The sequence below is a fragment of the Micromonospora krabiensis genome (assembly GCF_900091425.1).
GTDB classification, from domain to species: domain Bacteria; phylum Actinomycetota; class Actinomycetes; order Mycobacteriales; family Micromonosporaceae; genus Micromonospora; species Micromonospora krabiensis.
This window is the reverse complement of the sequence record NZ_LT598496.1, coordinates 279,438-305,286: the sequence shown is the minus strand read 5'-3', so window position 1 is coordinate 305,286 and position 25,849 is coordinate 279,438. Positions and strand designations below refer to the sequence as shown.

Genomic DNA, 25,849 nt, shown 5'->3' with positions numbered 1-25,849 from the left:
ACCGCTCGCCGGCACCACCTGGACGTCACCGGGGCGATGGCAATGGTGGCTGCTTCCATCAGCTCGCGGTGGTCTCCATGTGGTGCGGCTACAAGCGCGGCTTCTGGCTCGTATCACCGCCGTGCGCGAGTGGGCGCGGTCTTCCTGGAGAGCCGCGATCAACTGATCCAAGCCCAGCGAACCCAGCGCCAGCGCCTGACGATGGAAGGCTCGCCGGTCGCCGGGGAAGGATGAGCGGGCGGCCAGCCACACACGCTCCACCCGAGGTGGGCGTGCAGCGGGGTCACGGCCGGCAGGGCGTCGCCCATGCTCTCAAGCTTGCGCAGGGCGCGGGCTGCAAGGTCGGCGCGGGCCTGATGGCCCTCCGGGCCGTAGTCGGTGAGCCCGTCAACGTCCTGCTCGCCAGCCTCGACGACCGCTGTACAGGGATCGAGGCCAGCCATGTCGCACAGGAGCCGATCCGCGAAGCCCTCGATCATGGAAGCAATGCTAGGGGCCGTGCCTTGGCTGCGGTGGTGCGAGCCGGCATCGATCGCCTTCGCGCCGGCCTTCGCCCGCAGCCCGGACAGCGCGTCCTGGGGACGGGCCGACATCCCGTCACAGCGCGGAGATCACGACCTCGGTCGCCCGGGCGATCAGCGCGTTGTCGTAGTCGGCGTCCTTCTCGTCGCGGCCCGACAGCACCGCGAGGACGATCGGCGCGCGGTCCGGGGGCCAGATCACCGCGATGTCGTTGCGGGTGCCGTATCCGCCGGCGCCGGTCTTGTCCCCGACGGCCCAGCCGTCGGGGACACCGGCGCGGATCAGCTCGCCGCCGGTGGTGTTGCCCCGCAGCCAACCCGTGAGCACGTCGCGGTCCGCCGGTGCCAGAGCGTCGCCGACGGCGTACGCCCGCAGATCCTGGGCCAGGGCGCGCGCGGTGCTGGTGTCCCGCCGGTCACCCGGCCTCGCCTCGTTGAGTGCGGTTTCGTAGCGTGCCGGGTCGGTGACCGTGTCGCCGATCGCCCGCAGTTTCTTCTCGAACCGCTGGGGTCCGCCGAGTTGGCGCAGCAGCAGGTTGCCGGCCGTGTTGTCGCTGTAGCGCACGGCCGCGTCGGCGATCTCGCGCAGCGTCATGCCGTCGGCGACGTGCTGCTGCGTGATCGGCGAGTAGGTCACCAGGTCGTCCGCCGAGTACCGCACCACCCGGTTCAGCTCGGCGTCGGTGGTCTCGTCGAGGACCTCGGCAGCGGCCAAGGCCTTGAACGTCGACGCGTACGCGAACCGCTCATCGGCCCGATACGCCACCGTGCGCTCCGTGCCGGTGTCGATGGCGTACACCCCCAACCGGGCGTCGAACCTCTCCTCCAAGAGCCGGAACTCGCGGTCGTGGTCGGCGACCACGGACGCGGTGACCCGCACCTCTCGGTCCCCCGCCGGCTGTTCCGGGGCATTGGCGGGGGTGCACGCGGCGAGGGACACCGCCGTCACCGCGGCCACCAGTCGTTGTGTCACCAGAACCATGGTCGCTCCTGTTGGTGCCGTGGGCGGATCGCCTGACGCGGGCGGCGGGCGGTGGCCGCCGCGTAGGTGATGTTCTCCCGCGCTGTCCATACCGACGGTCGGAACAGTGCCGATGTCGGCGTGATGGTTCCCGGCGATCGACCGTAACAGGGTCGCCTTGCCGTACTCGGAATGGCCAAGCAGCACAAAGAGGTCCCCCTCGTTGAGGCGAAGGGGGTAGCGGGACAACGCCTCGAAGGCGCCGTGCCGCACGGTGACGTCGGCAAGATCAGGCGGTTCGGACCACGCTCGCGATAGTCGTCCTCCATGGATCGCCGGAACCCGGAGGGGCCGGCGAGTGGTTTCCGCCGCCCCTCCGGGTGAGATCAGCGTCCGTACGCCTCGAACTCGTAGAGCGAGAACCCGTACGAGGTGGCCCGCTTGACGCCGTACACCCGCACGTAGCGGGCGGTGACCGGGGCGAAGGTGACGTTGTCGACGCCGCCGTTGCCGGTGGTGGTGGTGAACACCGGTGTCCAGGAGTTGCCGTCGCCGGAGACCTCGACCCGGTACGAGGTGCCGTAGGCGGCTTCCCAGCGCAGCACCACCCGGCTGACGCTGCGGGCCGCGCCGAGGTCGACGCGGATCCACTGGTTGTCGTTGTAGCTGCTGGCCCATCGGCTGGAGAGACTGCCGTCGACTGCCTTGTCCGGGGTGTGGCTGGTCAGGAACTGGGTGCTCGATGCGGTGGCCGCACGGCCCTGCGCCAGGTTGGTGAGGTCGTCACCGCGGCGGGCCGGGAAGGAGACGACCTGCTGGTAGGTGGGGCGGTTCTGCCAGGCGATCACCGGGTGGGTGATGCCGCCGAGACCGGAGTGGGCGATCGAGTCGGCGCACCACTGGTCGCCGGCCCCGCAGGAGTTGTCGCCCGGATAGACCGTGGTGGCCGGCACCGCGGCGGCCTGGCCGAGCGTGTCGAGTAGGGACTGTCGGCAGGCCCCGAGGTTGCCGTTGCCGCAGTACGCGCGGCCCAGCCCGCCGGCGACGGGGTCGCCGAGCACGGTGCGCAGGTCCTTGTCGACATACCCCCACCAGCCGTACTGGAACGACGAGCCCTTGTGCGCCTGACCCTGCAACGCCCAGCTCGCGGCGCCGTCGCGCCCGCCGTTCTGGCCGCCCGACGGCGCCTCGTTGACCTCGATGGCGTCGACCAGCGCGGCGTAGAGGTCCGGCCCGAGGCCGGGGCGGAACTGCGCCGAGGCCAGCAGCGGCCACCAGGCGTCGAAGATCCGGATCGCGCCGGCGTGCTGGTAGACCTTGGAACCGGGGGTCGTCTCCACCCGGCGGGCGCCGGCCTGCTGCCAGGCACGCAGCTTGCCGACCGCGTCGGCCAGCGCCGGATCCGTGACCGGCGTGCTGTCGAGCACCCGCAGCAGGTCGCCGAGGACCTGCTGGCCGCGCAGGTCGGTCACCGCCGCGTCCGCCATGATCCTGACGACGTCGGCGCGGCCGAGCTTGCGCTGGGCGATCGCGGCGCGCACGGGGGCGTCGAGCAGCTGACCCCGGTGTACGGAGCCGAAGCTGAAGTTGCCGTCGGCCGCCCCGAAGTCCCGCGCCTGCTTGTTGTTCCAGCTGACGTAGTAGTCCTGGTTGACCGACTGCGGGTGCGCCGAGGTCGGGATGTAGGTGGCGTCGTTGGTGTCCGGGTTCCAGCCGACCCACTCGTACGCCGGCTCGGCCTTCGTGGGCAGGTTCGGGTCGGCGGTGGCCGGACGGACCGGGTTCGAGCCGGAGTTGAAGTACGCCGCCTCGGTCGAGTTGACGTAGAACCAGTTGAACGCGTAGCCGACGGAGGCCGCGGACGCCTGGAACGCCGCCGCGCTGCCCATGGCGGCGGGGTCGTTGTAGGCCTGGAAGCCGATCGCCGAGTCTGCCTCGTGCCGGTAGGTCGAGCGCAGCTTGGTGAACGCGGTCGGCTGCCCGTTCACCAGCCCTCGGTAGGCGACCAGCCCGTACTTGGTGCGCAGCGCGCGCAGGGTGTACGAGCCGGCGGGGGTGGAGTCGGCCAGCGTCGGCGACCAGGAGTTGCGCTTCTCCAGCGCCTCCATGGCGAGGCACTGCCCGTGGTAGAGGTAGCGGTTGGTGCGCAGCGTCGGGGCGCTGCCGTCGGTGGTGCACAGCGGCACCGCGTACGTGTCGGTGAGGTCCTGGGAGGCGGAGGTCGCGCTCCACGCGTAGTCCTGGCCTCGGCCGAGCAGCACGTAGAGGTTGAGCCCGGCGAACGCGGCACCGCGGGCGCTGATGCCCGGGCCTTGCAGCTCCTGGAGCATCAGCAGCTGCGGCGCGAAGTAGCCGGTCTGCGGCCCGAACACGGCCACCGGGTTGCCGGTGCTGCTGTGTCGTCCGGAGACCACGACGGCGTTGGACATGCCGTGCGCGCGCAGGTTGGACAGGCCGCCGAGCAGGTCCTTGGTGGCGGTGCTGGCGCCGGTGCGGGCAGCGGCCCCGCCGCTGAGGTCGTAGGCGAGGGGTTCGGCGACCACCGTGCCGGCGTCGGGCAACACCGCGCTGGTCGCGCCCGACGGGGTCGCCCCGTAGGGGAAGCTCTGCCCGTCGTGCAGGGTGAGCACGGTCTCCGGGTCGTTCTGCGAGCGGAACGCCGTCCACACCCGGTCGCCCTCGATGGCTCCGTACTTGGCCCGGGCGGCCACCCGGACCAGCGCGGACTGGATCTCGCTGCCGCCTCCCCCGCCGAAGAGTCCGCCGATGACGCCGGCGGTGGCGATGAGGTCGGTCATGGTGAAGTGCTGCGGCTTGCCGGCGCCGGCGAGCACGTACTCACCCGGGTAGTTGTCCTCGGCGATCGACCTGTCGATGTAGGCGTTGATGCCGGCGATGTAGTCGACCACGTCGGTGTAGAGCTGCTGGCCTCGGGTGCCCTTGAGGCGCAGCGCGTCCACCTGGGCCTGCAGGTCCGCCTCGGAGTAGGGCGAGTTGGCCCAGATGCTCTGCTCCAGCTCCCGGTTGCCCGGTGCGCCGCCGGCGAACGAGGTGAGCGTGCCGCGGCCGGCGTGCCGCAGCAGGTCCATCACCCAGAGCCGGTCCTGGGCCCCGGCGTAGCCGGCGCCGAACATGGTGCCGGCGCGGGTGGTGCCGGTGATGTGCGGGACGCCGGTGGCCTTGTCCCGCACGATGGTGACGTCCGGCCGCGGCGAGATGGTGCTCTCGACCTGCGCGGCCGGGACGCCGAACGAGGCGTCGTTGTAGAAGTGGGCGATCTGTTCGTCGGTCAGCCCGGCGTAGTTGTAGACCAGGTTCGCGTACTCGTCGAGTTGGTCGCTGGAGTGCGCCGGGCGGGTGCCGAAGGCTTGGTGGGCCAGGATGGCGACCAGCGTGGCGTTGCCGTTCTGCCCGGGGGGCAGGATGTCGGCGCACTGGCCGAGGCAGTAGTCGTTGGCGGCGAACGTGGTGGCGGCCAGCGCCGGTGACGGCGGGGTCACCGTCAGGACGCTCGCGGTCACGGCGGCGGCGGCGGTGAGCGCCGCGAGCCGGCTACGGACAGCGGGACGGGGCATGGCGATCCTCCGGGGACGCGGAGTCGGGCCGAACGGTGCGCCCGGCTTGCGGTGCCGACGTCTCGCCCTCCGCGCCCGGGCGTTCCACCCGGAGGTGAGAGTGACTCGTATCTATCTCCGGGCAATGATCGGCGCAGGACCGCCATCCGGGATACCCGTCGTTCACCACGCGCCAATGCCGACGTTTCGCCGTCTACGCCGTCGGGACCATGCACGGTGGGAGCGAACAGTTCTCCGTCGCCCGTCTGATTCATCCAGCGTCGTCGAGACGTGTTGATTGGCCGACTTCCTCCGAAAGCCGAGACCCACCGCCGGATGCCCCGCCCCCTTCTCGCCACGGCGGCAGTGTCCACGGCGCATCGGGAGTGTCGATCCAACAAGTTGGTCTTTGCGGCCGGACCCACCCGGCGTTGTGCCTGGTGAGGAGGGTGTCGTGACGACCGCGACGCCGAACGAGCAGACCGGACGTAAGAAGCGGTCCGAATCCACGTGCGGCGGAGGGGAACCGTCAGGCGCGGTTCGGCGCGCGCCACCTTACGTCGACCAGATGAGTGTCGCGCTGCTGGCTCGAATCAGGCAGCCCGAGACGCCGGGTCGATAACGCTCTCCACGGCCAGGCAGGGGTCAGTGCCCGGCGCGGCGCTCACGATCGCCTCCGCCGCCCGCTCGGCCGACTCACGGAAACCCGCACGTTGCTCCGGCGACAGACCACCCAGCACGTAATCCTCCGCACGAGCGACCCGCTCTTCGGCGTCGGCCAGAACCCTGCGGCCCTTCTCCGTGGCCACGATGCGACGAGCCCGCCGATCGCGCGGGTCCAACTGCCGCTCAATCAGACCAGCACCCTCAAGGTCGTCGATCACATAGGTCAACACGCTACGGTCGATCACCAACCGAGCAGCCAGGGCACCCTGCGTAGGAACATCCTCGTGCACCACCACAGCGAGAATGTGATACCCGCGGCTGCCGTGCGGAAGATCCTGCAGCGCCTCCTCGACGAACTCCTGCCACCGGCGCAGCACCATGCCGAGCGACCAGCCGAAATTGACTCCACGCTCACGATCGGCCGGGGGCACGTCTGCAGCTGACATGCCGTCAACCCTACCACACTGTGTTGATCATAACATAGAGTGGCGGCCAAACGTTTTGCTCAACATACTTATGTTCAGCAAAATAATTTTGTACCCGATCGAAACGGAGCGCCACCATGCTCACCATCGACAAGATCTACATCGGCGGGAAGTTCGTCACGCCTCACGGGACCGAACTAGCGCCCCTGTACAACCCATCCACCGAGCAGGTCATCGGCCAGGTACGCCTAGCCGATGAGGCCGACGCCAACGCGGCCGTCGCGGCGGCTAAGCGTGCCTTCGCTACCTTCTCCCGGACCACCCGGGAGGAGCGGCTCGCCATCCTTCGCAGGCTCAGTGCCGCGTTCAGCGCTCGTCTGGACGACCTCCGCAACGCGATGATCGAGGAGTACGGAGCCACCCGTGCACTCGTCGAGGCCGGCATGCCAAAAGCCGCCAGCGTCTTCGACGAGGCCGCGCAGGTCCTGGAGAACTACGAGTTCACCCGGGTGCGGGGGGACAGCACGGTCACGTTGGCGCCGGTGGGTGTCGCCGCGGCGATCACGCCCTGGAACTACAGCATCGTCTTCGTCGCGCAGAAGCTGGCCAGCGCGGTTGCGGCCGGCTGCACGATCGTCGTCAAGCCCAGCGAACTGAGCGCCATCCAGACGCAGATCATGACCGAATGCATCGACGCCGCCGAGGTCCCGCCGGGCGTCATCAACATCGTCACCGGGCGCGGCGATGTCGTCGGCGAGGTGCTGACCACCCATCCCGATGTCGCGAAGGTCGGCTTCACCGGCTCGACGGCGGTCGGACAGCACATCATGCGCAACGCCGCCGCGACGATGAAGCGACTGACCCTGGAACTGGGTGGTAAGAGCCCCAGCATTCTGCTCGATGACGCCGATATCCCGTCCGCCGTCGCGAGCGCGCTCACCGCCGGCTTCATGAACAACGGACAGGCGTGCTTCGCCGGAACCCGGATCCTGGCACCACAAAGCAAGCTCAACGAGATCCTCGACGCGATCAAGAAGAACGTCGCCACGCTGAAGGTGGGCGATCCCGGCGATGCGACCACGGCAGTCGGCCCGCTGGTCAACCAGAAGCAGTTCGACCGTGTACAGGACTACATCCGGCTGGGCCAGCAGGAGGGCGCCAAGGTGCTCGTCGGTGGCGAAGGCCGCCCTGACGATCTACCGAAGGGCTGGTATGTCAAGCCTACGGTCTTCACCGGGGTGACCAACACGATGCGCATCGCGCGCGAAGAGATCTTCGGGCCCGTGCTGGTGGTGATCCCCTACGGCGACGAGCAGGAGGCGATCGACCTCGCCAATGACACCCCGTTTGGGCTGCAGGCCTACGTCTTCTCCGCCGACACCGAGAGGGCCCGGCGCGTGGCGACCCAGATCGAGGCCGGCACCGTGCTGATCAACCGCGCCTTCGGCGACCCCGACGCGCCGTTCGGCGGTGTCAAGCAGTCAGGTATCGGCCGCGAGCACGGCGCGTACGGCTTGGAGAACTTCCTGGAGCCACGGGCAGTCACCGCCTGACCGCAAGATCCCCGGACAGGAGTGAACCGCCTCTATCTACCGTCAGAAGGCACTACTCATGCACAGCGCCGACAGCATCGATGGATCGAGCTTCAAAGCTAAGGACGGGCCCCGTAGACGCGGTAGTTGGCCGGTGGATGGGACTGTCAGACGAACCGCACCTCTCTGTGTCAGGCGTCGGCAACAGAGACGTCTCCAACTTGTTCGATCGTTGGAGATCGTGCTCTGCCGCCATGATCTCCGAGGCCGTGGTTGGGATCGCTCGAGTTACACCTGCCGCCTACGGGCTGGCGGCCGAACGGCCAGCGTCCCGGCCACGGCCGTCGGCGAGAGTGGCTCGATAGAGGTCTGTTTAGCCCGATGTTGGTCCGCCCTCCCCGCCCCCGGCGGACGGCCTCCCCGGCGAGCCGGGACCGCCACGGTCGTCGTTGCCGGCCAGGCCGAACTTGTCGAAAGCCGACCGAACCGGCGGCCCGGCGGGTAGACGGTCAGGTCGTCGCCGAGGAGCCCGTGCGCGCGCACTCGCCGCACACCCAACTCCCGGTGCACCCGCCCGAGCCGCGGCGGCCAGCCCGGCGCCCATCTCGCTGACCCCGTTCGACGCGACCATATGTTCGCATGGGCGCCCCGCCCGCATCACTGACTTGCGGGAACGCGCCACCCGCCGCCGGCGCGGGTGGCCCGCCGCCGGCGGGCGCCTCCGCCGCGGGCGGCGTGGCACGCCGGAACTAGACCATCAGCGCGTCGATGGTGATGGGCAGGGACCGGATCCGCTTGCCGGTCGCGTGGTAGACGGCGTTCGCGATCGCCGCAGCGGTGCCCGGCAGGCCGACCTCGCCGACCCCCTTGGTGCCGACTGGAGTGAGCCGGTCGGGTTCGCCCACGAAGGTGACGTCGATCTCGCCGATGTCGGCGTTGACCGGCACCAGGTAGTCGCCGAGGTTCGCGTTCGCGATCCGGCCCGTCCGGGGGTCCGTCACGGTGTCCTCCAGCATCGCGTGCCCGATGCCGCCGACCGTCGCCCCGATGATCTGGCTGCGGGCCAGCTTCTCGTTGAGGATCCGGCCTCCGTCGACGACGGAGACGATCCGCGGCACCCGCAGCAGACCGAGGTCCGGGTCGACGTGCACCTCGACGAACTTCGCCGCGAACGCCCCGGCCGGCGCCATGCCGACCTCTTGGGGGTCGGGCGGCTCGCTGGCCCCGTCGGCGGTCAACTCCGTCAGGCCGTGCCGCGTGAGGATCGCCATGAAGCTCTCGCCCAGTCGCTCGTCTGCCCGGTGGTGGATCCGGCCGCCACTGACGGCGACGTCGTCGATGGTGCAGCCGCGCAGTGGGGACGCCGAGTCGTTTGCGACGGTCCGCAGGAACGTCTTTATCAGTTCCCGGCAGGCGGCGTGCACGGCGTTGCCCAACGCCCCGGTCAGCCCCGACCCGCCGGCCTGGGGCGACCAGGGCATGTCCGAGTCGCCGAGATCGAAGCGGACCTGGTCCAGCTCCAGCCCGAGCAGATCGGCCGAGAGCTGCCGCATCACGGTGTACGTGCCGGTGCCGATGTCCGTGGCGGCGCTGCGGACATACCCGGTGCCGTCGCGGTCCACCGTGGCGCGGGCCTCGCAGTGCACCTGCCACCACAGGTAGCTCACCCCGGCCATGCCGTAGCCGACGAGCCACCGGCCGTCGCGCATCGCGCCGATCCGTCGGTCGCGGCGGGACCAGCCGAACCGCTCCGCGCCCACCTCGTAGCACTCCCGCAGGGCCTTGCTCGACCACGGCAGGCCGAACTGGGGCTGCGTCTGCGCGTAGTTGCGCAGCCGCAGGTCGAGCGGGTCCATGTCGAGCAGGTACGACAGCTCGTCGATCGCCGACTCCAGCGCGAAGTTTGCCTGCGCCTCGCCCGGGGCGCGCATCGAGCCGGGGCAGGGGATGTGCAGCCGCCGCTGCCGGTCGCGGGTGGTCACGTTCGGGCAGGCGTACGCGTTGGCGCTCGCCGACGCGACCGGCTCCATGTTCTCGTCGTTCATGGCGACCGTCTGGAGCGCCTCGTGCTCGATCGCCACGAAGCCTCCGTCCCGGGAGGCGCCGATCCGAATCGTCTGCACCGTGTTGGGCCGGTGCCCGACCCCGGTGAACATCTCCGGACGGGACAGCACCAGTTTCACGGGCCGCCCGACCGTCCGCGCGGCCATGACGGCGAGGACTACGTGCGGCCACACCCGGAGCCCGGAGCCGAAGGCGCCACCCACGTACTTCGCCTGCACGCGCACCGCGGACTCGGGCACACCGAACATCTGCGCCAGGGTCTGGCAGGTGTTCGAGGTCCACTGGGTGGCGTCGTACACGGTGAGGCGGTCGCCGGTCCACTCCGCCACCGTCGCGAACAGGCCCAGCGGATTGTTGGTGTTCTCCCCGGTGACGTACGTGGCCTCGTGCACGACGTCGGCCCCCGCCATCGCGCCGACGGCGTCACCGCGTGCCGAGTCCATGCCGAACGGGTCGCTGCGCAGCTCACCGGCGGGGCCCTCGATCTTCAGGACGGGCTCGGCGCGCTCGTACCCGACGGCCACGGCGCGGGCCGCGGCGGCCGCCTGGTACGCCTTCTCGGCGACCACCGCCGCCACGTACTGGCCGTGGTGCCGGACCAGGTCGTCCTGGAACGGCGGGGGCGGCGTCGGTCCCAGGTTGGTCATCGGTCCGGCGGCCAGGCGGGGCGCGTTGAGGTGGGACAGGACGGCCAGCACCCCGGCCATCCGCTCGGCCTCGCCGGTGTCGAGGCGGGTGATGCGCCCGGCGGCGATCGTGCTGCGCACCAGGGCGACGTGCACCATGCCGGGGAGGGTGATGTCCGAGGAGTACGGGGCGGCGCCCGCCACTTTGAGGGGCCCGTCGACGCGGTCCACGCCGGCGCCGACGACGCCCGGTCGGGTCGTCGTGGTCATGCCTCGCCCCCGATCAGTCCCTCGAGAGCGCGCACGATCGTCCGCCGCGCGAGCTCCGGTTTGAATGCCGTCCCCGGCACGGTGAAGGGGTCGCGGAGCTCCGCATCGGCCGCCGCGCGGTAGGTCTCGACGGTCGCCGGGGCGCCCGTCAGGACCTGCTCGGCGGCCCACGCCCGCCAGGGGATGGTGCCGACCCCGCCCAGGCCGATCCGGGCCTCGGTGACGGTCCCGTTCTCGACGACCAGCGCGGCGGCGACCGACACCAGGGCGAACTCGTAGGAGGCTCGGTCGCGTACCTTCAGGTAGCTGGAGCGGGTCACGGCCGGCGGCAACGGGATCTCGACGGCGGTGACGAGGTCGCCGTGCCGCAGCACGGTCTCGATGTCCGGCCGGTCGCCGGGGAGGACGTAGAACTCGGTCAGCGGTATGGCGCGTTCCCCGTCGGTCCCGCGCACGTGCACCACGGCGTCGAGCGCCACCAGCGGCACGCACAGGTCGGAGGCGTGCAGCGCGATGCAGGTCTCACCGGCGCCGAGGATGGCGTGCATCCGCGCGCCCGCGCCCGTGATGGCGGCGCAGCCGGACGACGGCCTGCGCTTGTTGCAGTCCGGCACGGTCGGGTCCCGGAAGTACCGGCACCGGGTGCGCTGCAACAGGTTCCCGCCGATGGTGGCCATGTTGCGCAGTTGGGTCGACGCGCCGGCCAGCAGCGCGGCCCGGACGAACGGCAGCCGTTCGGCGACGGTGGGGTCGGCGGCCAGCTCCTCCATGGTGGTCAGCGCGCCGACCCGCAGGGTCCGGTCGTCGCTGCTGACGCCCCGCAGCGGCAGGCGCGTGATGTCGACGACCCGCTCGGGCTCGACGATGCCGTCCTTCAGCATCAGGTCCACCTGCGTGGTGCCGCCCGCGAGGTATTGGGCGGCCGGGTCGGCGCTCACCAACGCCACGGCCGCGCCGACGTCGTCGGCCCGCAGGTACTCGAACGCCCGCACGGTCACCGCACCCCCTCTGCGGCGACCTCGCGGATCGCGGCGAGGATGTTGGGGTACGCCCCGCAGCGGCAGATGTTGCCGCTCATGAACTCGCGGATCTCGTCGTCGGAACCGGCCCGACCCTCGCGGAGCAGGGCGACAGCCGACATGATTTGGCCCGGCGTGCAGTACCCGCACTGGAAGGCGTCGTGGCGCACGAACGCCTCCTGGAGCGGGTGCGGCCGTCCGTCATCCGCCAGCCCCTCGATGGTGGCCACCTGCCGCCCCTCGCACTGCGCGGCGAGGGTCAGGCACGACAGCACCCGCCGTCCGTCGACGAGCACGGTGCACGCGCCGCAGGCGCCCTGGTCGCAGCCCTTCTTGGTGCCGCTCAACCCGAGCTCGTCGCGCAGGGCGTCGAGCAGGGTCACTCGGCTGTCAAGCTGCAGTTCCCGCTCCGCCCCGTTCACCGTGAGGGTCAACCGGACGGTGGTGGCGTCGGCCGCGCCGGGCTGGTCGTCTCGACGGTCCTGGCTCATGCGCCCTCCGCTCCCGGCTCTCCGCCGTCGTCCTGTTTGAGGCATTGTCTCCCGGTTTCAGGCGTCGACGGGGGAAGATCCACCGACTCCGTTGCGGCAGCCGCCGTACCACCGGCGCCACCGTGCGGCGTCGTGCTGTGACCCCGCCGAGTGCGGGTCCGATCGTGCCGGCGGCAGTCAGGCCACCCGCGGCGCCGGCCCGAGGGCAGCAGTCCATGGCGCTCGGGATCCTCCCCGGACCGCGGTGCCAGGGTCAGACGCCGCGGAACGGCCTCGCGTACGCGAACTCGCCCCGGATCGCAGGGTCCCAGCCGCTGAGCGGGCGCGCCATGAAGTAGCTCGGGCACCCGGCGGGGTCACCCCGAGTACGGCGATCGCCGTGGCGGTGTACCAGGCCTAATTGATAGCGATCTCGCGGGAGGGGTAGCCGGCGAAGGCCCGTGTCCTTGGCGCAGTGGCTTCGGTCTTCGACGCGGGCGTGGCCCGCGGCCATCGAGGCCCTGAACAGGGCCTGAGCCACGCCCGTCGCGCGGGATCTCGGTCAACATTGGCCAGCGGGACCGCTCCCGACACTTGTGTCGGGAGCGGTCCCCCGCGCTCTGGCCGCGAGTCAAGGGCATCGACGTCGCTGTTCGACAACCGGCAACGACATTTCTCGCCGCACGACTGCCTCCGCCACCGCGGCGAGCGTCAATTCACGGCAGGGCCTCAGGTCGGGTGTCAGGAGGCGAGGCCACTTTTGAGCACCTGAGCGATCTTGACGACGCGCGTAGCCTGATGCTTGGCGGCGTTCCGCGTATGCACGTTGACGGACTCTGCCTCGTTTCCGGGTTCCGCCTGGTGGGAGGTGCCGTAGGGGTTACCGTCGACCAGCTTCACGGCGTCTGTGTAGCCCGGGGGCACGATGATTCCACCGAAATGGTGGATCGTGTTGTAGAGCGCCAGGAGAGTCGATTCGTGGCCGCCGTGGAGGGTGGTAGCCGAAGTGAAGCCGCTGTATACCTTGTCAGCCAGCTTATTCTGACTCCACAGTGGCGAGAGAGTGTCCAGGAACTGCTTGAGCTGCGAGGCGACGTTGCCGAATCGGCTGGGCGAACCAAAGATGACGGCGTCGGCCCACTCGATGTCGTCGGTAGTCGGCGCCGGCACGCCGCTGGTGGCGGCGTGATGGGCTGCCCACCTCGGGTTGGAGTCGATTGCCGCCTGGGGCGCGAGCTCGCTCACCTTACGAACTCGGACCAGTGCGCCTGCCTCCTCGGCGGCCTTGCTTATCTCGTTGGCGATCTCGGTGCCCGTGCCGGTGGCGGAGTAGTAGATCACGGCGAGGTGAACTGGGTGCGACATTTCTAGCCTTTCGATGTATGCGTCGTTCTGATAAAGCGCTTTCCGCGTAGGCGAGGAAAGCGACGAGCCTGGGCGAGGGAGATCTCCGGCAAAGGCTGACCGTGCGCGACGTTCCGGCGTCGACCCTGTCGGCTACTCTCGCCTGGTCGGTTGTTACGGCTCGGCCGAGGTGCCCCTTGTGTCAACAGACGTCGCCCGGTGGCTGGTGCCACATGGCGCACTCCAGCCGATGTGGCGAGGAACCTCTCGGACTAACCAACTGCACTGACTACGCCGCCTTGACTTGCGCGTCGCGCTCTACTCGTCGCGGCAACAGCAGCGACACCGCAGTTGCGGCTATCCCCGCGAGTGCGAGGATCCAGAATCCGTAGGTGAAGCCAGCCTCCGCTGGACGGCCGTCGGCTGAGGTGTACGCGCCGACGACAGCTGCCATGATCACGACGCCTAGCGAGCCGCCGATGGTGCGTACATTGGCTGTGACGCCATTGGCCACGCCCGTCTGGTCTGGGCGCACCGCCGCCACGATGACATTTGACATGGTCGAGAATCCGATGCCCAGCGCCACTCCGAGCAGCGACAACGCGGTCAGGACCTGCCACCTGCTGTCGTGCCCGAGAGCGAGCATCACGGTCGAGGCCGCCTGCGCAGCCGACGCCCCGGCGAGCACGGCGCGTGCCCCGTATCGTCGCTGCAGCGCTGCGGCGGCCAAGCCTCCGGCGAACATGGTCACAGTCATCGGCAGCAGGATCAGTCCCGCTTCGGTCACGCTTGCCCCGAAACCGTAGCCAGCGTCGGGTGGGGTCTGCACGTATACCGGCAGGAACGTCATGACCGCGAACAGCCCGATGCCGAAAAGCAGCGACACGAGGTTGGTGGTCCAGACTGCCGTGCGGCGCATCATGCGAAGGTCGATCAGTGGGCGGTCCGAGCGTCTTTCGACCGCGACCCATGCGAACGCCAACCCGGCGGCGCTGACCAACGGGATGATCACTGCGGCAGACGTCCAGCCCCAGCGGGCTGCCTGAGTCAGCGGGACCAGGAGTGCGACCAGCCAGCCGGCCAGCAGGGTGGTGGCCAACCAGCTGACTGGGCTCGGGTAGCGCGATGGCGATGGTGGGATTCCAACCCTGGCAGCTGCGGCCGCTGCGATGCTCAGGGCGGCCGGAATCCAAAACAGCGACCGGATGCCGAAGGCGTCGGTCAGTGGTCCGGCCAGGACGGTGCCAGCGCCGCCGCCGACTGCGGTCAGAGCCGAGACAATGCCGATGACGCCCGGCACTTTCGCCGGTGGCACTTCATCTCGGACGATGCCGAAGGCTAGTGGCAGCACGCCGCCACCAACACCCTGGATGACCCGGCCCACGAGCATGAGTTCGATCCCGGGTGCCATCGCCGACATGACCGATCCTGCCGCGAGGGTGGCAAGCGACGCGACGAGGAGGCGATCCTTGCCGTGGCGGTCGCCCAGTCGGCCGATCACCGGCGTAGCCACCGAGGCGGACAGCAGGAAGGCTGTCATCACCCAGGTCACCAGTGTCGGTGAGGTGTGGAGCTCTTGCTGCAGCGCGGGCAGCACCGGAGTGAGAAACGATTGGAACAACGCGAAGATGAACGCGGCCAACAGAACGATTGTGATGATGGTTCGGGGTGCGGTTGCGTGTTTGCTCGACGATGACGACATGTCTGTCCTGAGGGGTGCTGAAAGCCGGCAATCTGGGTGCAGTGACGGCGGTGGAGCGGCCGGCTCGTGCCCGCGGAGGGTGCGGGCACGAGCCGCCATCGATGAGGTGCCCGTCAGGCGATGTACGCCGGACCGCCGTTGCCCTCGGCCTGGTAGCCGTAGTGGGTCCGCTCAGTGCGGGTGGTCTCCGCGACCGTCCAGGCGTGGTACTTGGTCCACACCGTCGCGCCGGCCAGCCGCTCAGGCCAGGTCTGACCGTTGGAGGTCGTCTTGGTCAGCGTCTTCTCGGTGGCGTAGTTGGCGATCGAGTTGATCCAGTTCTCGGCGCCGACCATCTGGTTCTGCCGGCCCAGTCCCACGACGAATCCCTGCAGCGCCTCGGCGTTGCTCATCTCCCAGAGCGCCTCCTCAGCGAAGCCGAGCAGGTCGTGCCAGTACTCACGCACGACCTCGACGTCCTCCCGGGTGCCCCAGCGGGAGATGTGACCGCCGATGAGGGCCTTGAAGTCGTAGGACAGGATGTCGTCGTGGGCCTGGTAGAACCCGCTGATGTTCTCCGAGACGTCGGCGTGCGCGAAGGTCACCGAACCGGGGCTCACGATGTCGATCTTCGTGAGGACCTTCTGCGCCGGGCCGTAGATGTAGATGTTGCCCGGGCAGTGGTCGGCACCCTTATAGGACAACTCCAGCTTGGTGCCGCCCACCTCGAGGGTCGCGTCGGTGCTGAACGTCTCGGTCGGCAGCGGCCGGTGCTTGTCGGGGAAGCGGGCCAGCAGCTCGCGCGTGATGTCGTGTGCCACGATCTTCACGTTGGGGCCGAACTGGGATGCCGCGCCGATGTGGTCGGAGTGCCAGTGGCTGTAGACCACGTGTGTGACAGGCTCGCGAGTCACTGACCTGATCGCCGACTGCATGTTCTCGCCCAGCCCCGGCGGAGCGTCGATGACGATGACGCCGTCCCCGGTCACCACGAATCCGGCGTCGTAGCCGGCCGGGCTGGTGACCCAGTAGAAGTTGCCGCCGTCGCCGATGTTCTCGGCGTGCCAGCCCTTCTCGTAGAACGACGGGTCGTCAAGGTAGTCGGGCATGAACTGCTTCGGCGAGGGGGCGTTCCCCTCGACCACGGCCTTCGGGAAGCCCCACTTGCTCGGGTAGAAGTCGCCGTACTTGCTGGCCATTCTCTTGCCTTCCTTCTGGTACGTGCAGCCTGAGCGCCGCACGAGCTCGTTGATCGAGTTCAAACTCAGACACTATGTCCGAAAGGCGGTAGTGTTGGATGATCTATGCTGTTTGCCCTTTGAGCGTCCATGACCACCCACTCGGCCGCGGATAAGTGGCTCCATAGAATGATTCTCGGTCAACTCGTTTGCTCAACAATACATCTGCTCGCCAACACGTCTACGTCTCGTGACGTACGTCTCGGGTTGCCACGGAGGCACGATAGGTTGTTGGTCATAACTTTTGCTGCCTACACTATTGGCTGTCCAACTACTTCAAGAGCGGGGAGCACGGGCGATGCCCGATTACGGTCACGAGCTGCTGTTCGGAACCTTCATCACGCCCGGCGCCGACAACCCAGACCGGGCGGTGGCGCTGGCCGAGCTGACTGAAGCAGTCGGCCTCGACCTGGCCACGTTTCAGGGCCACCCGTACAACCCGGGCTTCCTTGACACCTGGACCCTGCTGAGCTGGGTGGCCTCGCGTACCCAACGCCTGCGGGTTTCGGCGAACGTGCTCAACCTGCCGATGCGCCCGCCCGCGGTGCTCGCTCGCGCCGCGGCCAGCCTGGATGTGCTGTCCAAGGGCCGCTTCGAGCTGGGCCTCGGCGCGGGCGCGATGTGGGACGGCATCGAGGGCATGGGCGGCCGCCGCCTGACACCTGGCCAGGGCGTCCAGGCACTGCGCGAAGCCGTCGACATCCTGCGCGGAGTCTGGGACACCTCCAACCAGACCCTGTTCCGGCAGGACGGCAAGTACTACACCGTCCCCGGGATGCGGCGCGGCCCCGCGCCCACGCACGACATCGGAATCTGGCTTGGTGCCTACAAGCCCAAGATGCTCGAGCTGACCGGCGCCGTCGCTGACGGCTGGCTTCCGACGCTCGAATACCTGCAGTCACCGGACCGGTTCGCGGCCAACCGACTTATCGACGAGGGGGCGGAGAGGGCAGGCCGCGACCCGCGCCAGATCCGGCGGCTGCTCAACCTGTTCCAGGTCGACTTCAGCGACAACAGCCGCGGATTCCTGCAGGGTCCGCCTGAACAGTGGGTCGACCAACTGTTGCCCATGGTGCTCGACGAGGGCTTCAGCGCGTTCATCATCGGCCGCGACGACCCGCGGCTCATCCAGACGTTCGCCGAGGAAGTCGCACCCGCGCTGCGCGAGGCCGTCGCCCGAGAACGAGCGAGTTCGGGCACCCCGGGCGGACCGGTCCGTCCGGCGGCCGTGCTAGCCCAGCGCCTGCCCGGCCTCGACTACGACGCCCTGCCCGCTGCCCTGGCCGCCCACGCGGTCGAACCCGGCGACCGCGACTACGAGCGGGTCCGGCACAGCTACATCCGTCGCGGATCACCCGCGCTGGTGCTGCGGCCCGGCGACGCCGCCGAGGTCGCCGAGGCGATCCGGTACGCCCGCGGTCAGGGCGTGCCGCTGTCGGTGCGCAGCGGCGGGCACGGCATCAGCGGCCGCTCGACCAACGACGGCGGCGTGCTTATCGACCTGTCCCGGCTCAACCAGGTCACGGTGCTCGACCGAGCCAGGCGCCTCATCCGCCTCGAGCCCGGTGCCCGTTGGGGCGAGGTCGCCCAGGCTCTCGCGCCGCACGGGCTGGCCATGAGCTCCGGCGACTACGGCGACGTCGGCGTCGGCGGCCTGGCCACCACCGCCGGCGTCGGATACCTCGCCCGCAAGTACGGCCTCACCATCGACCACGTCGTGGCAGCCGAAATCGTCACCGCCGACAGCCGCGTCCTACGCGTGGACGCCGACCACCACCCCGACCTGTTCTGGGCCGTACGCGGCGCGGGCGGCAACTTCGGCGTCGTCACGGCCATCGAACTCGAGGCCTACGAGGTCGCCGACGTCGCCGTCGCCCAGCTCACCGTCGACGCCGCCGACACCGCGAGCCTGCTCACCCGCTGGGGCGCCCGGGTTGAGCAGGCACCACGCGAGCTGAGCAGCTTCCTGTCGGTGTTCGCCGGCCCGACGGGTCCGATCGCCCAGGTCACGCTGGTTTACGCCGGGGACGACGTCGAGGCGGCGCAGGACGCGCTCACCCCGTTCGTCGACATCGGACCGATCCTCGGGCAGCAGGCCCAGCTCGTGCCGTACGCGGCGCTGGTCGCCCCGCCGCACAACCGCCACCACGGCCAGGGCCTCGAGGACACCCGCAGCGGCCTGCTGCAGCACGTGAGCGCCGAGGCCGCGACCAGCATGCAGACGATGATGCACTCCGGCGACGTGTCGGTGCTGCAGATCCGCAGCGTCGGCGGCGCCGTCAATGACGTCCCGCCCGAGGTCACCGCGTATGCCCACCGCCGCCAGAATTTCTCCGTGCTCGCCGCGACCGGCCCTCAGCAGGTGGCCCAGCTGGACAAGCACTGGGCCGACCTGCACTCCCACCTGGACGGCATGTACCTGAGCTTCGAGACGCGCACCAACCCGGAACTGCTGCAGGAGGCGTTCCCCGAGCCGACTCTCAGCCGGCTACGGAAGCTGAAGGCCGAGTACGACCCCGACAACGTCTTCAACCGCAACTTCCCGATCCCTCCGGATCGCGAAAGCGCACAACCACGCTGAGCCGCGGTTCCCGAGTCCGTGACCGGGACCGTCGGGTCCACATCTAATGCCGGCACGCCACCACTCAAGGAAGAGGAACACCATGCAGATACGAGCCGCAGTGTCGCCTGGACCAGGCGAGCGCTTCGCATTCGAAAACCTGCAACTCGACGAACCGCGCGGGGACGAGGTGCTCGTGCGAATCGTCGCAACGGGCATCTGCCAGACCGACGCACACGCCCGCAACGGGCACCTGCCCGTACCGCAGCCGATCGTCCTGGGACACGAGGGTGCGGGTGTCGTCGAGCAGGTCGGCCCCGACATCACCGACCTGCAACCGGGCGACCATGTCGTACTGTCGTTCCAGTCCTGCGGGGTGTGCCCGCAGTGCCTAGCCGGCCACCCCGCGTACTGCGAACAGGCCATGGCGGCCAACTTCTCCGGCGCGCGAATCGACGGAACTCGCGGGCTGCACCGTATCGATTCGGGGGCTGAGGAGGTGTCCGGACACTTCTTCGGGCAGTCCTCCTTCGCCACTCATGCACTGGCCACGCGGCGTAACACCGTCAAGGTCGACAAGGATCTCCCCCTTGAGCTTCTCGGCCCGCTCGGCTGCGGCTTCCAGACCGGGGCCGGTGCGGTGCTCAACTCGTTCGCCATATCCGCTGGAGATACGATCGCCATCTTCGGCGTCGGCGCAGTCGGGTTCGGCGCGCTCATGGCGGCACGTCTGGCGGGAGCATCCACGATCATCGCCGTGGACGTCAACGCACAACGCTTGGCGCTGGCGGCGGACTTGGGCGCCACACACACCATCAACGCTCGGGAATCGGATGTTGCCCGAACCATCCAGGAGATCACCGGCTCAGGTGTCGCGTACGTTGTCGACACCACGGGACGCCCCGACATGCTCAACCACGCCGTCGACGCCCTGCGCCCCCTGGGCCGGGTCGGGCTGGTAGCAGGCGGAGCACCGGACACCGTCGTGCCGGCGGGGAAGCTTGCTTTCGGTAAGACCGTGTCGGGGATCGTTCAGGGCGACGCCGTACCACAGCTGTTCATCCCTCGGCTGGTCGAGCTCTACAGGGCGGGCCGCTTCCCCATTGATCGGTTGGTGCGTTTCTACGACTTCGACGACATCGAGGCAGCGTTCGCCGCGGCTGGCAGCGGCGAAGCCGTGAAACCGGTACTCAAGGTGGCATCTGCCGGAGAGCACGCTACCAAGCCATGAGTGCCGCAACGGGTTGAATTTACCGCCGTCTCAGGCGCGCTACACAACGGAAGGGTGTCCTCATCAGCCGGCACCACCCCAGCCGCAGCGTCGGCACGATCGGCGATGCGGGACACCCTTCCGATCGCGGTAACCCACGATTCCACCACCCCTCGAAGGAAGCGCTGAAGTGAAACAAGAACATCCCCGCACGAACCCGCTGCTGGCGGAGCTTCGCTGGATCCATGATGCACTTCGTCGCGATCTGGCCGCGGTCCGCAAGCTGGCTGACGAGGCCTCTGCCGGCGCACCCGCTGTCCGGCTGCAGCAACGCATGCGAAAGCTGCAGAGCAACGGGCCGCTGTTCCAGATGAAAACCAACTGCTTGCAGTACTGCCACGCCGTGCACCGCCATCACAGACTTGAAAGCGTCCTGCTCTTTCCGGCCGTACGCCGCTCAGCACCACATCTGAAAGCGACCGTGGACAAACTTGAGGCAGACCACGCGCTAGTCTCCGAACTACTCGACCAGGTCGAAGAGGCCGCCCAGGCTCTGAATGGTGAGGACGCGGCGATCCGCAAGAAGCTGGTTACAGCGCTACGCACTCTGTCGGACCACTTGCTGGAACACCTGGCGTTCGAAGAGAAGGCGCTGGCACCGGTGCTGGCAACGTGGAAAAGGTGGCCACACGGCTGACCTCTCATGGGCCGATGACGTCGTGGGCCTCCCGGCCGTGGCCACACCGGGTTCATCGTCGAAATCCCGGAGGCCTGCGGGCGACTCGAGTTGCCGGAGACTTCGGGGCGCGCATCCTGACGGGCTGCCGCCTGATCGCTTGACGGACCGACAGCAGGGGGCGGGCGCGCCACGTCGACGACGCGGGGCTGCTGGTCCGAATCAGGCAGCCCGAGACGCCGGGTCGATAACGCTCTCCACGGCCAGGCAGGGGTCAGTGCCCGGCGCGGCGCTCACGATCGCCTCCGCCGCCCGCTCGGCCGACTCACGGAAACCCGCACGTTGCTCCGGCGACAGACCACCCAGCACGTAATCCTCCGCACGAGCGACCCGCTCTTCGGCGTCGGCCAGAACCCTGCGGCCCTTCTCCGTGGCCACGATGCGACGAGCCCGCCGATCGCGCGGGTCCAACTGCCGCTCGATCAGACCAGCACCCTCAAGGTCGTCGATCACATAGGTCAACACGCTACGGTCGATCACCAACCGAGCAGCCAGGGCACCCTGCGTAGGAACATCCTCGTGCACCACCACAGCGAGAATGTGATACCCGCGGCTGCCGTGCGGAAGATCCTGCAGCGCCTCCTCGACGAACTCCTGCCACCGGCGCAGCACCATGCCGAGCGACCAGCCGAAATTGACTCCACGCTCACGATCGGCCGGGGGCACGTCTGCAGCTGACATGCCCTTGACTATACCACGCTATGTTGATCACAATATCGGTTTATATGCAAAAGGTTTCGGAGCACACATATGTCCGGAAGGGTGAGCTGACTACCCCACCGAGCGGATCGGCCCATACACAGCATCGGCAGCCATCCCGACGAAGGTTCGTCACACCTGTTGGAACCGAACCGACCTCGCGCCCCATACGGTCCCTACATTGAGCCCGTCGGCCAGAAACGCACGAACAGCACCGGTCACCGCCCGGGACGACCGCGGTCCACCAGGTGGGCCAGGGCCTGTGAGTAAGCAATCCCACCGGCACCGGCAGGGTCGCTCCGAACAACAACGCCGCACCATGGGTCGTCTCTTCTGCACAAAAAGATCGTTGCGAACACCTTCTGGTCCAGAGGGTGATCTGGCAACGACCCGTCGCCATCTGTTTCAGGGTTGCACCGAGCCGGCAGACGATCGTGGTTCAGCCGGCCCGGCGCATCCAGGCCCGCAGCCCTCCCCGCGGCATCGGGCGACTGCCCAGCGATGCTCAGCTGCAGGTGTTGAGCATGCTCTGCAGGGCCGACTTCTCCGACGACTGCAGGGTCAGGCCCCAGTTGTACTTCACCGTGATCCACATCTTGCTGTAGGTGCACCGGTACGAGGCCAACGGCGGCTGCCACGTCGAGGGGTCCTGATCACCTTTAGCCTGGTTCACGTTGTCGGTCACGGCGATCAACTGCGGCCGAGAGAGGTCGTTGGCGAAGCTCTGCCGGCGGCTGGTGGTCCACGAGCTGGCACCGGAGCGCCACGCCTCCGCCAGGGGCACCACGTGGTCGATGTCGACGTCCGAGGCCGCCGTCCAGGTGGCCCCGTCGTAAGGGCTGTACCAACGACCCGACGTCGCCGCGCAGGAGCCGTCCACCACCACGGACGTGCCGTCGCGCTTGAGGACCTGTTCCCGGGTGTTGCAACTGCCGCTGATGGTGATCCAGTGCGGGAACAGGTCCCGCGAATAGCCACTGGTCGAACCCTGCGCGGCCACCGTCAACGCATTCAGCTGCGACTGCGCAGTCGCCTTCGACGGGATACCCGGCGGGGTGGCCGACGCCGGGGTGCCGGCGACGCCGACGAGGCACACCCCAGCGAGGGCGGCGACCGTCATGGCCGCCGCTCGGGTGCGGCCTCGCGTGAGGTGATCGAAGAGTTGAGTCAGTCGCATCGGGGCCTCCTCAGCCGTCCATGAGACGTTGACGATCTCCGATGAGTATGGCCGGGCTCGGGTCATCTCGTAACAGGCAGAAAGCCTTGAACTGAACTCTCACGCCGGCAGGCGCCTACAGGCCGGCGGAGCCGGTCGACGACGCGACGGCTCGACCTGTCGCGGTCCGCCGGGGAGGCGGGCGTGGAGCCGGTCGCCGACGCGAGATGGGCCGGGCCGGCGACGTAGAATCCTCGCCGGTCAGCCGGGTGACGGGGACACCGGCGTCGAGTGCAGACGCGATCATCTGGCGGACCGGCATCATTGCGGCTGACGGCCTCCGGCCTTGTCCGAGCAGATAACGCTGGATAGGGCACCGCAGGTCACGACGAGAGCCACCTGACCTGCCCGACCACCGTGCGGCAGCCGGTGGCCTCGACAGCCGAGCTGAGCCTCGAAGCCGCCGGCTGCCGGCGACTGCCGCTGCCGGTGCTGCGGCAGCGGTATGGTCCGCGCTCGCTCGGCACTACATCCGTCTGCGACGTGGCGTGGGTGGCTGTGGGCGACTTGCCAGTTGTTGACGGGCTGGCTCGTGCGGTGTCCACGAACGGTCACCGGCTTGTGGTGGTGTTGTCGATCCTCGCCTTGCGGGACGAGCGACTCCCTCCCGAGGGCGGGAAGGGCCTCCTCGGGTCAACTGATCCTCGCACCGCCCGGGCGGGCGGCGGTGCCGACGTGGACGGCGTTGCGGACGTGCCGCGTCGCAGCAGGGTGGTTGTTGCTGGCGGTGTTGGCGAGTCTGATCACGGCGGGGGCTGATCAGCACGAGGAGCCCGACATCGCGCCCTTCGGGTCGACGCCGACCGCGCACGCCCCCAGCGCCGGAACGACGACCGCCGCAGGAGCCGGCAACTGGAACGCCGCAGGCCCGCATTCCGAACACGTCATGTCCCGCATATCGAAGGCGACCCTCCTCGCGGAACGAAACGGCGCCAGCTAACGCTCGCTGCGGCCGTCGTCAGACTCGGTTTGCCGGGGTGGGCAGACAGCGCGACACCATCAGCTCTGCTCGCATCGCGATCACGACGAGTGGCTCAGTCCTTCGGATTCTCCATCCGACCGACCCTGGTCTGCAGGTCGGCGAGCTGGGTCGACTCAGCACCGTTCCGTGCCTCCAGCGCGGTGCGGGCCTGCGCCCGTCGGTGTCCCAGAATCAGCCAGGTCAGAGCGGTTGCGAGCCCGGCGAGGATCCAGATGAGCGCGATCAGTTCGTAGAACTCCACCGTTGCCTACCTAACTCGCCCGGAGGCGCAGCTCGCGACGGGAGGGGGAAGATCCGCTTTCTGCCGGGAAGCTAACACGTGCCCGCCACCCGTTCAATCGGCCCGATCCGGCCCTTCCCCGGCGCCATCGGAACCGCCTCGGGCGACGGCGGCGCTGACGGGTGCGGGTCCGTCGACAGGAGGGTCCCGGCGGCGGCCACTAGGGCCACCACACCGGCCGGTAGGGCCAGCTCGATGTTCGGTGCGAAGGCAGGGCTGTGGTTCGTCGGCAGGTTGGCGAGCTTCTCGGCCGCGCTCGCGCCGGGTACCGCCCGCCATTGACGTGGCCCGACGGTGCCGAGCATCCAGTAGCTGCTCGGGATTTCTCCGGCCGTCAGCAGGGGAAAGTCCTCGGACGCGAGGGAGGGCGGCCACCACCCGACCCGTTCGGGCCCGAACATCCGCTCGTGGGCGGCCCGCACCTGGGCGGTCGCGCCCGGATCCCCCACAAGGGAGGGTGAGCGCGACACGACACGTATCGTCGGCTCCCGCGGGCTGCCGGCAGCCTCGCAGGCCGCCCGGACAGTGCGGGTCACGCTGCTCACCACCCGATCCAGCGTCGCCTCGTGCAGCGCCCGGATCGTCACGCCAAGGTTGGCGTACTCGGCGATGACCCCCGGATGGTGACCGGCGCGCAGCGTGCCGACGGTGAGCGCCACCTGCTCGGCCGGGCTGACCTGACGGGCCACCACGGCCTGCAGCTGCACGACGATGGTCGCGGCGAGCACCACGGGGTCCACGCACAGGTGTGGGGTGGCGGCGTGCCCACCCCGGCCGGGCACGGTGATGTCCAGGGTGACGCAGCCGGCTGTCATGGGACCGCTGCCGTGGGCGACCATGCCTGCCGGTAGTGGCGCGGCGTGTTGGGCGAGGAGCAGGTCGGGGCGGCCGAACCGCTCGTAGAGGCCGTCGTCGAGCAGCGCCGCCGCACCTCGCATGGTCTCCTCGGCCGGCTGCCCCAGGATCAGCAGTGTTCCTCGCCAGCCGCCCCTGTCCCGGGCCAGGTGGGTGGCGGCGCCGACCGCCGCGGCCAGGTGCAGGTCGTGCCCGCAGGCGTGCATGACGGGCACGGTCCGGCCGTCGGCGTCCACGCCGGTCGCGGTGCTGGCGTACGGCAGGCCGGTCTGCTCGGCGACCGGCAGCGCGTCCAGCTCCGCTCGTATCAGCACGCACGGGCCGACCCCGTTGGCGAGGACACCGATGACACCGTGGCCGCCGATGCCGGTCGTGACCTCAGCGCCGATCCCCTGCAGTGCGGCCGCGAAACGGGCCGCGGTGCGCTCCTCCATTCCGGAGAGCTCCGGGTGTTCGTGCAGGTCGCGGTAGAGCCGGGTCGCGTCGGCGACGATCTCCGGATCGACCGTCAGGCCGCTGCGGCGGGTAGCGGTCCGCGTTGCGGGTGGTGCCATGGAGCCAGCCAAGCCGAGGCCGCTGTCACACCGCTGACATCACCTGACAGCGGTTTGCGCCCGCGGCCGTGGGCGATCGGTGAGCGTGGTGAGGTGTGCTTGCGGCGGGGCCGGACGAACCGGCCGGACACCGACCGTTAGGAGTCATCATGGCGCCCGAGACCGACCTCAACGCGCTCGCCGAGGAGATCCTGGAGCTGGAGTCGGAGACCTTCGCGATCTCCGACTACGCCGACGCGTCCGAGGCGATCCTCGCCTCCTGCTCCTCGTCGGGCACCACCTCGACCTGCAGCAGCACCACCTCCACCACCAGCTGCTCGGCCTGACCGATTGCGGCACGGCGTCGGGCCGCCCAGCGGGCGGCCCGACGTTTGCGCGTGCCCGAT

Annotated in this window: 18 protein-coding genes and 1 pseudogene; 5 read left to right on the top strand and 14 right to left on the bottom strand. The window is 69.1% G+C overall.

What is annotated here, in order from left to right:
* Positions 1 to 158: 158 nt before the first annotated feature.
* From GA0070620_RS01280 to GA0070620_RS01260, 4 genes are all read right to left on the bottom strand, one after another.
* Entirely contained in the window at positions 159 to 479 is a 321-nt protein-coding gene (locus GA0070620_RS01280) for a hypothetical protein (RefSeq protein WP_231922118.1), read from the bottom strand.
* A gap of 118 nt (positions 480 to 597) precedes the next feature.
* A complete protein-coding gene (gene bla, locus GA0070620_RS01275) occupies positions 598 to 1,503 on the bottom strand; it encodes a class A beta-lactamase (RefSeq protein WP_091587726.1) in 906 nt (301 codons plus the stop codon).
* Positions 1,504 to 1,868: 365 nt separating this feature from the next.
* Complete coding sequence (locus GA0070620_RS01270) at positions 1,869 to 5,057, bottom strand: penicillin acylase family protein (RefSeq protein ID WP_091587724.1); 3,189 nt, start codon at positions 5,055 to 5,057, stop codon at positions 1,869 to 1,871.
* Positions 5,058 to 5,629: 572 nt separating this feature from the next.
* Entirely contained in the window at positions 5,630 to 6,148 is a 519-nt protein-coding gene (locus GA0070620_RS01260; protein ID WP_091587695.1) for a MarR family winged helix-turn-helix transcriptional regulator, read from the bottom strand.
* 116 nt (positions 6,149 to 6,264) lie between these two features.
* Between GA0070620_RS01260 and GA0070620_RS01255 the strand changes: the two genes are divergently transcribed.
* The gene (locus GA0070620_RS01255; protein ID WP_091587720.1) at positions 6,265 to 7,680 is read left to right on the top strand and encodes an aldehyde dehydrogenase family protein; all 1,416 of its coding nucleotides are present in this window, start codon (positions 6,265 to 6,267) and stop codon (positions 7,678 to 7,680) included.
* A gap of 728 nt (positions 7,681 to 8,408) precedes the next feature.
* Here the strand turns inward: GA0070620_RS01255 and GA0070620_RS01250 are convergent.
* The 6 genes from GA0070620_RS01250 to GA0070620_RS01220 all read right to left on the bottom strand — a co-directional run bounded on the left by GA0070620_RS01250 (position 8,409) and on the right by GA0070620_RS01220 (position 16,332).
* The gene (locus GA0070620_RS01250; RefSeq protein ID WP_091587719.1) at positions 8,409 to 10,619 is read right to left on the bottom strand and encodes a xanthine dehydrogenase family protein molybdopterin-binding subunit; all 2,211 of its coding nucleotides are present in this window, start codon (positions 10,617 to 10,619) and stop codon (positions 8,409 to 8,411) included.
* Complete coding sequence (locus tag GA0070620_RS01245) at positions 10,616 to 11,617, bottom strand: FAD binding domain-containing protein (protein ID WP_231922116.1); 1,002 nt, start codon at positions 11,615 to 11,617, stop codon at positions 10,616 to 10,618. Before GA0070620_RS01245 ends, GA0070620_RS01250 begins: the two co-directional genes overlap by 4 nt.
* On the bottom strand, positions 11,614 to 12,129 hold the full coding sequence (locus GA0070620_RS01240) for a (2Fe-2S)-binding protein (protein ID WP_172836359.1): 516 nt from the start codon (positions 12,127 to 12,129) through the stop codon (positions 11,614 to 11,616). Before GA0070620_RS01240 ends, GA0070620_RS01245 begins: the two co-directional genes overlap by 4 nt.
* Positions 12,130 to 12,849: 720 nt before the next feature.
* Positions 12,850 to 13,473 carry a flavodoxin family protein gene (locus tag GA0070620_RS01230; RefSeq protein ID WP_091587713.1) on the bottom strand — a complete coding sequence of 208 codons (624 nt, stop codon included), beginning with the start codon at positions 13,471 to 13,473 and terminating at the stop codon, positions 12,850 to 12,852.
* A 268-nt stretch (positions 13,474 to 13,741) separates the two neighbouring features.
* Positions 13,742 to 15,094: an MFS transporter gene (locus GA0070620_RS01225; RefSeq protein ID WP_157741493.1), complete on the bottom strand. Its 1,353-nt coding sequence runs from the start codon at positions 15,092 to 15,094 to the stop codon at positions 13,742 to 13,744.
* A gap of 173 nt (positions 15,095 to 15,267) precedes the next feature.
* Entirely contained in the window at positions 15,268 to 16,332 is a 1,065-nt protein-coding gene (locus tag GA0070620_RS01220) for an MBL fold metallo-hydrolase (protein WP_091587707.1), read from the bottom strand.
* A 337-nt stretch (positions 16,333 to 16,669) separates the two neighbouring features.
* Between GA0070620_RS01220 and GA0070620_RS01215 the strand changes: the two genes are divergently transcribed.
* The 3 genes from GA0070620_RS01215 (at position 16,670) to GA0070620_RS01205 (ending at position 20,838) form a co-directional block, all read left to right on the top strand.
* On the top strand, positions 16,670 to 18,952 hold the full coding sequence (locus tag GA0070620_RS01215) for an LLM class flavin-dependent oxidoreductase (RefSeq protein WP_091587704.1): 2,283 nt from the start codon (positions 16,670 to 16,672) through the stop codon (positions 18,950 to 18,952).
* Positions 18,953 to 19,034: 82 nt separating this feature from the next.
* Positions 19,035 to 20,162, top strand: coding sequence for an NAD(P)-dependent alcohol dehydrogenase (locus GA0070620_RS01210; protein WP_091587701.1), 1,128 nt, complete (start codon positions 19,035 to 19,037; stop codon positions 20,160 to 20,162).
* A 169-nt stretch (positions 20,163 to 20,331) separates the two neighbouring features.
* Entirely contained in the window at positions 20,332 to 20,838 is a 507-nt protein-coding gene (locus GA0070620_RS01205) for a hemerythrin domain-containing protein (protein ID WP_157741492.1), read from the top strand.
* Between the two features lie 201 nt (positions 20,839 to 21,039).
* Here GA0070620_RS01205 and GA0070620_RS01200 read toward each other — a convergent pair whose 3' ends face one another.
* The 4 genes and pseudogenes from GA0070620_RS01200 to GA0070620_RS01180 all read right to left on the bottom strand — a co-directional run.
* Positions 21,040 to 21,558, bottom strand: a complete 519-nt coding sequence (locus GA0070620_RS01200) for a MarR family winged helix-turn-helix transcriptional regulator (protein ID WP_091587695.1) — start codon at positions 21,556 to 21,558, stop codon at positions 21,040 to 21,042.
* 523 nt (positions 21,559 to 22,081) lie between these two features.
* Positions 22,082 to 22,753 carry an HNH endonuclease family protein gene (locus tag GA0070620_RS01195; RefSeq protein WP_091587694.1) on the bottom strand — a complete coding sequence of 224 codons (672 nt, stop codon included), beginning with the start codon at positions 22,751 to 22,753 and terminating at the stop codon, positions 22,082 to 22,084.
* A gap of 1,073 nt (positions 22,754 to 23,826) precedes the next feature.
* On the bottom strand, positions 23,827 to 24,015 hold the full coding sequence (locus tag GA0070620_RS01185) for a hypothetical protein (RefSeq protein ID WP_091587689.1): 189 nt from the start codon (positions 24,013 to 24,015) through the stop codon (positions 23,827 to 23,829).
* Between the two features lie 167 nt (positions 24,016 to 24,182).
* A pseudogene (locus tag GA0070620_RS01180) lies at positions 24,183 to 25,463 on the bottom strand (amidohydrolase); the annotation flags it as partial.
* 149 nt (positions 25,464 to 25,612) lie between these two features.
* On the opposite strand from GA0070620_RS01180, the gene GA0070620_RS01175 reads away from it, so the two are divergent.
* Positions 25,613 to 25,789, top strand: a complete 177-nt coding sequence (locus GA0070620_RS01175; RefSeq protein ID WP_073827725.1) for a thiazolylpeptide-type bacteriocin — start codon at positions 25,613 to 25,615, stop codon at positions 25,787 to 25,789.
* Positions 25,790 to 25,849: the final 60 nt, after the last annotated feature.

Coding starts and splice junctions, on each gene's coding strand:
- GA0070620_RS01280 (WP_231922118.1), bottom strand. CDS start 479: ATGATCGAGGGCTTCGCGGATCGGCTCCTGTGCGACATGGCTGGCCTC.
- bla (WP_091587726.1), bottom strand. CDS start 1,503: ATGGTTCTGGTGACACAACGACTGGTGGCCGCGGTGACGGCGGTGTCC.
- GA0070620_RS01270 (WP_091587724.1), bottom strand. CDS start 5,057: ATGCCCCGTCCCGCTGTCCGTAGCCGGCTCGCGGCGCTCACCGCCGCC.
- GA0070620_RS01260 (WP_091587695.1), bottom strand. CDS start 6,148: ATGTCAGCTGCAGACGTGCCCCCGGCCGATCGTGAGCGTGGAGTCAAT.
- GA0070620_RS01255 (WP_091587720.1), top strand. CDS start 6,265: ATGCTCACCATCGACAAGATCTACATCGGCGGGAAGTTCGTCACGCCT.
- GA0070620_RS01250 (WP_091587719.1), bottom strand. CDS start 10,619: ATGACCACGACGACCCGACCGGGCGTCGTCGGCGCCGGCGTGGACCGC.
- GA0070620_RS01240 (WP_172836359.1), bottom strand. CDS start 12,129: ATGAGCCAGGACCGTCGAGACGACCAGCCCGGCGCGGCCGACGCCACC.
- GA0070620_RS01230 (WP_091587713.1), bottom strand. CDS start 13,473: ATGTCGCACCCAGTTCACCTCGCCGTGATCTACTACTCCGCCACCGGC.
- GA0070620_RS01220 (WP_091587707.1), bottom strand. CDS start 16,332: ATGGCCAGCAAGTACGGCGACTTCTACCCGAGCAAGTGGGGCTTCCCG.
- GA0070620_RS01215 (WP_091587704.1), top strand. CDS start 16,670: ATGCCCGATTACGGTCACGAGCTGCTGTTCGGAACCTTCATCACGCCC.
- GA0070620_RS01210 (WP_091587701.1), top strand. CDS start 19,035: ATGCAGATACGAGCCGCAGTGTCGCCTGGACCAGGCGAGCGCTTCGCA.
- GA0070620_RS01200 (WP_091587695.1), bottom strand. CDS start 21,558: ATGTCAGCTGCAGACGTGCCCCCGGCCGATCGTGAGCGTGGAGTCAAT.
- GA0070620_RS01195 (WP_091587694.1), bottom strand. CDS start 22,753: ATGCGACTGACTCAACTCTTCGATCACCTCACGCGAGGCCGCACCCGA.
- GA0070620_RS01175 (WP_073827725.1), top strand. CDS start 25,613: ATGGCGCCCGAGACCGACCTCAACGCGCTCGCCGAGGAGATCCTGGAG.